The following is a 1953-nucleotide window of genomic DNA, read 5'->3' on the forward strand; positions in this document are numbered from 1 at the left end:
TTTGAAGCCTGAAGAAGCATGACCGCATATAAGTTATTAGTTATAATCTCATATTTACGGAGGTCATGCTTCGCCCCGGAGCGATATATTTTCTTGCGCCTCAGATGCACCCGGTTAATTTCTATTATTCTTCCCTCTTCCCTCTTCCCTCTTCCCTCTTCCTTCTTCCCTCTTCCTTCTTCCTTCATTTTATGTACACTAGACCCTTAGCCCGTTTGATCGAACAATTGCAGCGCTTACCCGGAGTCGGGCCAAAAACGGCACAGCGGCTGGCTTTGCATATTTTAAAGCGACCGGAAGAAGACGTGCTAGCCTTAGCTCAATCATTGATTGATGCCAAAAAACAAGTCGGTTTCTGCAAAGTATGCTTTCACTTATCCGCTGAACCTGTTTGCGAAATTTGCCGCAACACCAACCGCGACGCTTCTACTATTTGTGTGGTGTCAGAATCCCGGGATGTAATCGCCTTAGAAAAAACCCGGGAATATATCGGGAAATATCACGTTGTCGGCGGCGTGATCTCGCCGATGGATGGAATTGGCCCGGAACAATTGAACATTCAGCCATTAGTCCGCCGCGTCAGCCAGCAAAAGATTGCTGAAGTTATTATTGCCATTAGTCCTAGCGTGGAAGGCGAAACTACTACTCTTTATATCGGTCATTTATTGAAACCTTTTACCAAGGTTACGCGGATAGCTTTTGGTTTGCCGATGGGGGGAGATTTGGAATATGCTGATGAGGTAACTTTGGCTCGTGCTTTGGAAGGAAGGAGGGAGTTGGATTAGCTGAATTGAAAGAGAAGAGAAATGAACCGCGAAGACGCGAAGGACACTAAGGAAGATGGGAGAGAAGGAAGTGTGATTGCTTTATTGAGGCTCGCAATAACAATTTTGTAAAAAAGGTTAAACTGAATAAAGTTACTGAGACTGAAAAATATGACTCAATTCGATCGCCCTTTAAGCTACCCCACAACCCGCAAAGCCGAGCAAACAGACGATTACCACGGCGTCCAAGTATCCGACCCCTACAGGTGGCTGGAAGACCCGGATTCTGAGGAAACTCAAGCTTGGGTGGAAGCACAAAATCAAGTCACCTTTGGCTACCTCAGCCAAATTCCGGCGCGGGAAAAAATCAAACAGCGCCTGACTAAACTGTGGGATTACGAGAAATACGGCATACCTTTTAAACAGGGCGATCGCTATTTTTACTACAAGAATGACGGTCTGCAAAATCAATCCGTACTCTACACTTTAACATCTCTCGACGGTGAACCAAAAGTATTAATTGACCCGAATACTCTCTCAGAAGACGGAACCGTTGCTCTCGGCGGCATAGCTCTCAGCGAAGACGGTCAACTTATGGCCTACGGTTTGTCAATTTCTGGCTCGGATTGGCAGGAATGGAAAGTTCGCGATGTGGAAACTGGGGAAGATTTATCAGACCATTTAAAGTGGCTGAAATTCTCGGGTGCAGCTTGGACTCACGACGGGAAAGGTTTTTTTTACAGCCGCTACGATGAACCCAATGAAAAAACCAAACTCGAAGATGTTAACTATTACCAAAAGCTATTCTATCACAAGCTCGGCACTCCGCAATCTGAAGATGTCTTAATTTGCGATCGCCCTGACCAAAAAGAATGGGGATTTAGCGGTGGTGTTACGGAAGACGGCAAGTATTTGATTATATCAGTCTGGCTCGGCACTGACCCGCAAAACCTGATTTTTTACAAGGATTTAACCGCGCCGGAATCAAGCATTGTCGAACTGATTAACAAATTCGAGGCTGAGTACAGTTTCATTGATAACGAAGGCTCATTGTTCTGGTTTCAAACCGACTTGAATGCACCGCTGGGCCGCGTAATTGCGATCGACACCAACAACCCTCCTCCTTCGTCCCTAGCGGGCGCTGACACCCCCCCGGCGCCCCCCCCTACCAAGGGGGGGGTTCAGGGGG

At 46.9% G+C, this 1953-nt stretch carries 2 protein-coding genes and 1 pseudogene; 2 read left to right on the forward strand and 1 reads right to left on the reverse strand.

Annotated features, from left to right (window positions below):
• On the reverse strand, nucleotides 1–188 hold a 188-nt coding region (locus QT974_RS33860), incomplete at its 3' end, for a hypothetical protein (protein ID WP_333472736.1).
• Nucleotides 189–191: 3 nt separating this feature from the next.
• Between QT974_RS33860 and recR the strand changes: the two genes are divergently transcribed.
• Nucleotides 192–785, forward strand: a complete 594-nt coding sequence (gene recR, locus QT974_RS33865) for a recombination mediator RecR (protein ID WP_333472737.1) — start codon at nucleotides 192–194, stop codon at nucleotides 783–785.
• 150 nt (nucleotides 786–935) lie between these two features.
• Nucleotides 936–1953: pseudogene (locus QT974_RS33870) on the forward strand (S9 family peptidase); the annotation flags it as partial.

The sequence above is a fragment of the Microcoleus sp. BM001215392 genome, assembly GCF_036700185.1.
GTDB lineage: Bacteria > Cyanobacteriota > Cyanobacteriia > Cyanobacteriales > Microcoleaceae > Microcoleus.